Below are 7,493 nucleotides of genomic sequence, written 5' to 3' on the forward strand. Positions count from 1 at the left end.
GCCCTCCCGCCGCCCTCCCACCGCCCTTCCACCGCCCTTCCAGCACCCGACGGCCGCCGAAGAAAGGCACTCCATGGCCTCCACCGTCCCGCACGGCGCCGAGTCCGCCTACGACTACGTCATCGTCGGCGGCGGCACCGCCGGCTGTGTGCTCGCCGCCCGCCTGAGCGAGGACCCCGACTGCCGTGTCTGCGTCATCGAGGGCGGCCCCAGCGACGTCGGCGACGAGCGCATCCTGCGCCTGCGCAACTGGATCAACCTGCTCGGCTCGGAGTTCGACTACGGCTACACCACCGTCGAGCAGCCGCGCGGCAACTCCCACATCCTGCACTCACGGGCCCGCGTACTCGGCGGCTGCTCCTCCCACAACACGCTGATCAGCTTCCTGCCGCTGCCGCAGGACCTCGACGACTGGGTGGCCCACGGCTGCACCGGCTGGGACCCGGCGACGATCCTCCCCTACCGGGAACGGCTGCTCACCCGGATCGTCCCGGTGGCCGAGGCCGACCGCAATCCCATCGCCAAGGACTTCGTCACCGCCGCATCCCGCGCCGTCGGCGTCCCCGTCGTCGACGACTTCAACGCCGAGCCGTTCGCCGACGGCACCGGCTTCTTCTCGCTGGCCTACGAGCCGGAGGGCAACCTGCGCTCCTCCGCGTCCGTCGCCTACCTCCACCCGGTCCTGGACCGCCCCAACCTCACCCTCCTCCTGGAGACCTGGGCCCACCGGTTGCTCACCGACGAGTCGGGGAGGCTGACCCGGGTCGCCGTGCGCGGCGCCGACGGCGAGCCCGCCACCGTGCGCGCCGAACGCGAACTCCTGCTGTGCGCCGGCGCCATCGACACCCCGCGCCTGCTGATGCTGTCCGGTGTCGGCCCGGCCGACGACCTGCGCCGCCTGGGCATCGAGGTGCGGGCCGACCTGCCGGGCGTGGGGGAGAACCTGCTGGACCACCCCGAGTCCGTGATGGTCTGGGAGACCGACGGCCCGCTGCCGCCCAACTCCGCGATGGACTCCGACGCCGGCCTGTTCCTGCGTCTCGACCGCGGCCAGCCGCGCCCGGACCTGATGTTCCACTTCTACCAGGTGCCGTTCACCGTCAACACCGAACGCCTGGGCTACCCCGTACCGGAGCACGGGGTGTGCATGACGCCGAACGTGCCGCGTGCCCGCTCCACCGGCCGCATGTGGCTGCGCAGCGCCGACCCCGCCGAGCACCCCGCCCTGGACTTCCGGTACTTCACCGACCCCGAGGGCCACGACGAACGCACCATCGTGGAGGGCCTGAAGATCGCCCGCGAGATCGCCGCGACCGATCCGCTGAGCGGCTGGCTCGTCCGCGAGGTCGCGCCCGGCCCGGACGTCATCTCCGACGCCGGCCTGTCGGAGTACGGGCGCCGTGCGGCGCACACCGTCTACCACCCGGCGGGTACCTGCCGCATGGGCGCGGCGGACGACCCGATGGCCGTCTGCGACCCGGAGCTGAGGCTGCGCGGCGTCGAGGGCGTGCGCATCGTCGACGCGTCCGTGTTCCCGACGATGCCCACCATCAACCCCATGGTGACCGTCCTGCTCGCCGCCGAACGCGCCGCCGACCTGCTCACCGGCAGCCCCCGGCCCGCCGGCCGGGAGGCGCCGCAGTGACCGTGCGTAGCGCCACGCCCCCGTGAACGGCTCTCCGGGGGTCAGCACGCCGGACCGGCCCTGGACGCAGGCACCGCATCACCGGAAACGGCCTTGCCCCTGTGCAACAGGCGCTTGAGCACCGGCAGGAGGTCACTCACCCGCGCTCCGTGCGCCGCCGCAGACGCCGTCGGCCGTCGGAGGTCGGGAGCCGACGTCCTTGCCCTCAGCGAAGGAGGAGAACGATCGTGTCGACCGCTGGAGAGAAGGGCACCGGAGCGGCACCGGAGGAGTCGCCGGCAGAGGCCGGGCCGACGGACACGGGCACGGGCACGGGCACGCTCAAGCCCGTGGTCTTCTTCGGCGCGGGCGCGCTGATCCTCGCGATCTCGATCTGGGCGATCATCACGCCCTCCGGTGCGGAATCGGTCATCGGAGTGACGGTCGGCAAGATCTCCTGGTGGTTCGGCTGGTACTACTTCCTCGCCGCGACCCTGTACCTGGCGTTCGTCGTCTTCATCGGCGTCTCCAAGTACGGCACGATCAAGCTGGGGCCCAAGCACTCCACGCCCGACTACGGCATCTTCACGTGGGGGGCGATGCTGTTCGCGGCGGGCATCGGCATCGACCTGATGTTCTTCTCGGTCACCGGACCCGTCAGCCACTACCTCGCGCCACCGCAGGGAGACCCGGAGACGCTCGAGGCCGCCCGTCAGGCCGTGGTGTGGACCCTGTTCCACTACGGCATCACCGGTTGGGGCATGTACGCGCTGATGGGCATGACGCTCGCCTACTTCTCCTTCCGGTACCGGCTGCCGCTCGCGATCCGTTCCGCGCTCTACCCGATCATCGGACGCCGGATCCACGGGCGGATCGGTGACACCGTCGACCTGGCGGCCATCATCGGCACCGTGTTCGGCATCTCCGTGACGCTCGGCATCGGCGTGGTGCAGCTGAACTACGGACTGAAATTCCTCTTCGGTGTCCCGCAGGGGCTCTCCGCGCAGATCGGCCTGATCGTCGTGGCGGTGCTCATGGCCACGGTGTCCGCCGCGTCCGGTGTGGACAAGGGAATCCGCCGGCTGTCGCAGCTCAACGTCCTCCTCGCCGCCCTGCTGATGATCTACATCCTGGTCGTGGGTGAACCGTTCCGGCTGCTCAACGCCATCGTCCAGAACGTCGGGGACTACGTCAGCCGTTTCCCGTCGATGACCCTGAACACCTTCGCCTACGACCGGCCCACCGAGTGGCTGGACGCATGGACGCTCTTCTTCTGGGCGTGGTGGATCGCCTGGGCGCCGTTCGTCGGGCTCTTCCTGGCCCGCATCTCCCGCGGCCGCACCCTGCGCCAGTTCGTCGCGGCGACGCTGATCATCCCGTTCCTCTTCACCGGCCTCTTCCTGTCGATCTTCGGCAACACCGCCCTGTTCGCAGTGCGCGACGGCAACACCGAGTTCGGCCGGACGGCCATGAACTTTCCCGAGCAGGGCTTCTACGACCTGCTGGACCAGTACCCGGGTGCCCTGTTCAGCGCCGGACTCGCGACGTTCGTCGGGCTGTTGCTGTATGTCACCTCCGCGGACTCCGGGGCCCTGGTCATGGGCAACCTCAGCGCGGAGCTGCCCACCCCGGTGACCGACGCGGCCCCGTGGCTGCGCATCTTCTGGGCGGTCACGACGGGGCTGCTCACCCTCGCCATGCTCATCGTGGGCGGAGTGCAGGCGCTCACCAACGCCACCATCATCATGGGGTTGCCCTTCTCCTTCGTCATGTTCCTGATCATGGCCGGGCTCTATCTGGCGTTGCGCACCGAACGGATGCGGGCGGAGTCACGGATCGCCACGCTGCCCGGTGTGCTCTCCGGACGTATGACGCTGCACGGCCCGCCCGGGGCGCTGAACTGGCGGCAGCGGCTGAGACGGGCAATGGCCTTCCCCAACAGGCGGGCGGCCGTGAAGTTCGTCGACGAGGTGTGCCGCCCCGCCTTCCAGGAGGTCGCCCACGAACTGCGGGAGCAGGGAGTGGAGGCGGAGGTCCTGGAAGGCATCGACGAGGAGACCGGCCTCGCACACGTGGACCTGCGGGTACCGATCGGCCCGGACGACGAATTCGTCTACGGGGTCCGGCCCGTCGAGCTGCCGACTCCCGCGTTCGCCACCCGCTCGGTCAGCACACACGACACCTACGTGCGCTTCGAGGTCCGGCTCGCCGAGGGCAACCAGGACTACGACGTGATGGGATACACCCAGGAACAGCTCATCGCCGACAGCCTCGACCAGTACGAGCGGCACCTGGAGTTCCTGCGGGTGCGCCACGAGGCGGACACCCGCTCGGGCTTCCCCGGCCACCGCCCGGACGCGCCGGAGGCACACCTGCCGGAGTAGCCCTCCACGCGATGCGATGCGGTGCGATGGCGGCGGACAGTGCCGGTGACCGGGTGACCGGGTGACCGGGTGGCCGGGTGGCCGGGTGAGTAGGCGAGCCGGCGGTCAGCGCAACGTCTGGACGGCGTAGAGCGTGCCGAGGGCGACGGCGAGCGTGCCCAGGGTGAGCCGTAGTGCGGTCTCGGGGAGCCTGGGCTGGAGGCGGGCGCCGAGGTAGCCGCCGACGAGGCCGCCGAGTCCGCAGGCCAGGCCGAGGCCCCAGTCCGGTGCGACATCGCCGGGGCTGACCAGCCCCAGAAGGGCGAAGGTGGCCGCGCCGACGAGGGACGTGACGAACGTCGAGGCGAGAGCGGCGGGCGCGACACGGCCGACGGGCATGCCCCGTCCCACGAGGATCGGGCCGAGCAGGGAGCCGCCGCCGATGCCGTACACGCCGCCGATGATCCCGACGGCGAGGGCGAGGCTGCTCACGGCCCGGCCGGACGGTTCGGTGTGAGCGGGGGCGGGAGCCTGCCGCGAGTCCCGCCGCAAGAAGCCCCGCTGGAGAGTTCTGGCGCACAACCACAGCCCGAGCGGTACGAGGAGCGCGGCGATCAACAGGCGGAAGACCGTGGGACTCGGCAGGGCGAAGACCCGGATCACCGCGCCGATCACCACCCCCGGGACGGTACCGAGAACCAGCCGCCGGGCGAGCGGACCGCGCAAAGCCCCGTCCCGGCGGTAGCGCCACAGGGCCCCCGGGCCGGCGACGACGTTGAAGAGGAGGTTCGTCGGAGTGACGGCCGGACTCGGCACACCGAACAGGCTGAGCTGGACCGGCAGCAGGAACACCGCGCCGGAGACCCCGACGGGCGCGGTCACGACCGAGATCAGCGCGCCGACGATCATCCCGGCCGCCAACAGTTCCACGAGTTCTCCCGGTCGGGTTGAAGGGCGGATGCATCCGGCCGCCCACTGTGACACGGAGCGGCCTCCGGTATGAATCTGCCGGACGATTCGGGCAGGTCCGGCCGGGACACGGTCACATGACCGCTGGTCCGGCACCCGGAGCGTCGACCTCCGGCAGGGCCTGGTGGTTGCGCCGGACGTCCTCGCGCTTGGATCCGGCTGCGCTTCCCGCACCCCGGCCGCCGTCGTCCACCAGGACGCCCCTTCCGTGAGATTGAAAAGCGGAACGCTGTTCCGTATCGTAAGCGGAGCAAGGTTCCGCTTCATTCGTGACGGCAGACCGAGGGGCTGAGCCGTCCATCGCCGTCCCGCTCCGGCCGGACGAGGAGCACGCGCTCGTCGGTACCCGGGTCGATGCGACTGCGCGTCAGAAAAGGAAAAACATTTCCATGTCCGACTCGAACAACTCAAGCAACTCGAACAACGTGAACGTACGGAGGGCCACGAACGCGCCCACCACGGTGGTGTCCGCCAGGCCGGTCGTCCTGCCTGCCCCCGGCCGGGGCGAGGACCTCCAGGTCGCCGTGTCCGCCCCCGCGACCGGCGGGGAGTTGCCGGTCGTCGTCTTCTCGCACGGCTTCGGCGCGTCGATGAAGGACTACGCCCCGCTGGCGGACTTCTGGGCCGCTCAGGGCTTCGTGGTCCTGCAGCCCACCCACCTCGACTCCAGGACGCTGGGGCTCCCCGCCGAGGACCCCCGCACACCGCGGATCTGGCGCTTCCGCATCGAGGACCTCAAGCGGGTGCTGGACGGACTCGACGTCCTGGAAGCCTCCGTGCCGGGCCTCGGCGGGCGTGTCGACCGCGGCCGCATCGCTGTGGCAGGCCACTCCTGGGGAGCCCAGACGGCGAGCACACTGCTGGGCGCGCGCGTCCTCGACGCCGGCGGTGTCCCCGGCGAGGCCATGTCCGACCCCCGGGTGAAGGCGGGCGTGCTGCTCGCGCTGACCGGCCTGGGCGACGACCTGACCCCGTTCGCCGCCGAGCACTTCTCCTTCATGAGGCCGTCCTTCGACACCATGACCGCGCCGGCCCTCGTCGTCGCCGGGGACCACGACCGGTCCGCCCTGTCCACCCGCGGACCGGACTGGTTCACCGACCCCTACACCCACAGCCCGGGAAGCAAGAGCCTGCTCACCCTGTTCGAGGCGGAGCACTCGCTCGGAGGCATCTACGGGTACGAGGCCGCCGCGACGACGGACGAGAGCCCCGCGCGCGTGGCGCTGATCCAGGAGCTCAGCTCGGCCTTCCTGCGCAGCGCCCTGTACCCCGAGGACACCAGTTGGAAGGCGGCGTCCACCGCACTGGACGAAGACCCCACCCCCCTGGGGAAGTTGCAGCACAAGTAGGCGAGTCCCACCAGGACCGGCCGCAGGACCGACCGCACAGGTGGACGCGACGTCGGAGGCCGGAGGTTCGCAGGGAAGGCGCCGCAGGGCCGAGCCGACCGGGCGCGGCGGTCAGTTGGCCAGGGCGACACGTTCCGCGTGGGCGACCTTCACGGACGCGATGTCGGACAGCTCGCGGTTCCCTTCGAAGTCGTTGTACTCGTTGAACTCGCCCTCGTCGGAGTCGGTTTCACCGGCGGCCAGGTGGGTCGTGCCGACGTAGGTCTGGCCGACGAAGTCGCCTTCCTCGTCGAAGGCGTTGACGACGACGGAGTAGTTGGCGGGTCCGTCCCCCTTGTTGGCGATCCTGTAGCTGAACTCGTACGTCTCGTCGGGGTCCGTGTCGCAGTCGTTGTACGAGTAGATGTCGTTGTCGTCGCAGTACGCGTCGTCGCTGTCGTCGGCGACGAGTTTGCCGCCCGAGACCTCGACATGGTCCATCACGTCGCCGTCCTCCTCGCCCAGCACCCACCAGGCGACACCGCCACCGGCGAGGAACGCCACGACGACGGCGGCGATGACGGAGAGTACGAGGGTGCGCCTTCCCGGCCCCGGGCGGCGGGCAGCCATTGACATCGGGTCCTGAAATCCCTGAGAGACCGGGGGAGTCGGCGGAGCCGAGGGCGGTGTGGAGGGGAGCGGGGGTGCGGATGCCGATTCCGGGTTCGGTGCCGGTGCCGGACCCGGTCTTTCCGGGGTGCTGTTGTCGGACATGGTGTGGCGGCTCCTCGTCGGGGTGGTGCGCGCCGTGGGCGGCACGGGCGAGTGGTCCATCGGGGTGAGTGGAGGCGGCACTTGTCCTTGGGCTGCGGTGTCCTGCGTTCCGTTCTTCCTGCCCTCTGTGTAGCGAAGCCCGGCCCCGGCCAGCAAGGGCGGCGGGCTGCGAATGTGATGTGAACGGGCCGGGGCACCGGGACCCTCTGAAATCCCGGCGGCCCGTGATCTCCGCCCGCCCTGCGGTGGTACGTCGTCACTGCTGGGCGTGGACACCGGCTCATCTGCCGTCGTGCCGGGCAGGCCGGGTGACTCCGGTCCGCCCGGCGCCCGGGCCCCCCCCCCCCCGGCCCCGGCCCCCCCCCCGCGGGGGGGGGGGGGGCGGGGCGCGGGGGCGCGCCCCCCCCCCCCCCCCCGCCCCGGGCCGCCCCCCCC

At 71.0% G+C, this 7,493-nt stretch carries 5 protein-coding genes; 3 read left to right on the top strand and 2 right to left on the bottom strand.

Annotated features, from left to right (window positions below):
- The first annotated feature begins 73 nt into the window (after positions 1-73).
- Entirely contained in the window at positions 74-1,645 is a 1,572-nt protein-coding gene (locus ACIF80_RS28115) for a GMC family oxidoreductase (protein ID WP_399809812.1), read from the top strand.
- Positions 1,646-1,872: 227 nt separating this feature from the next.
- Complete coding sequence (gene betT / locus ACIF80_RS28120) at positions 1,873-4,008, top strand: choline BCCT transporter BetT (RefSeq protein ID WP_399809814.1); 2,136 nt, start codon at positions 1,873-1,875, stop codon at positions 4,006-4,008.
- Between the two features lie 105 nt (positions 4,009-4,113).
- On the opposite strand, the gene ACIF80_RS28125 is transcribed toward betT, so the two are convergent.
- The gene (locus ACIF80_RS28125; protein WP_399809984.1) at positions 4,114-4,896 is read right to left on the bottom strand and encodes a sulfite exporter TauE/SafE family protein; all 783 of its coding nucleotides are present in this window, start codon (positions 4,894-4,896) and stop codon (positions 4,114-4,116) included.
- A 449-nt stretch (positions 4,897-5,345) separates the two neighbouring features.
- Here ACIF80_RS28125 and ACIF80_RS28130 point away from each other — a divergent pair, with 449 nt between their 5' ends.
- Complete coding sequence (locus ACIF80_RS28130) at positions 5,346-6,305, top strand: alpha/beta hydrolase family protein (RefSeq protein ID WP_399809816.1); 960 nt, start codon at positions 5,346-5,348, stop codon at positions 6,303-6,305.
- Positions 6,306-6,416: 111 nt separating this feature from the next.
- On the opposite strand, the gene ACIF80_RS28135 is transcribed toward ACIF80_RS28130, so the two are convergent.
- Positions 6,417-6,914, bottom strand: a complete 498-nt coding sequence (locus ACIF80_RS28135) for a hypothetical protein (RefSeq protein ID WP_399809818.1) — start codon at positions 6,912-6,914, stop codon at positions 6,417-6,419.
- Positions 6,915-7,493 lie beyond the last annotated feature (579 nt).

It is taken from the genome of Streptomyces sp. NPDC085927 (assembly GCF_044540975.1).
Classification (GTDB): domain Bacteria; phylum Actinomycetota; class Actinomycetes; order Streptomycetales; family Streptomycetaceae; genus Streptomyces; species Streptomyces hirsutus.

Coding starts and splice junctions, on each gene's coding strand:
- ACIF80_RS28115 (WP_399809812.1), top strand. CDS start 74: ATGGCCTCCACCGTCCCGCACGGCGCCGAGTCCGCCTACGACTACGTC.
- ACIF80_RS28125 (WP_399809984.1), bottom strand. CDS start 4,896: ATGATCGTCGGCGCGCTGATCTCGGTCGTGACCGCGCCCGTCGGGGTC.
- ACIF80_RS28130 (WP_399809816.1), top strand. CDS start 5,346: ATGTCCGACTCGAACAACTCAAGCAACTCGAACAACGTGAACGTACGG.
- ACIF80_RS28135 (WP_399809818.1), bottom strand. CDS start 6,914: ATGGCTGCCCGCCGCCCGGGGCCGGGAAGGCGCACCCTCGTACTCTCC.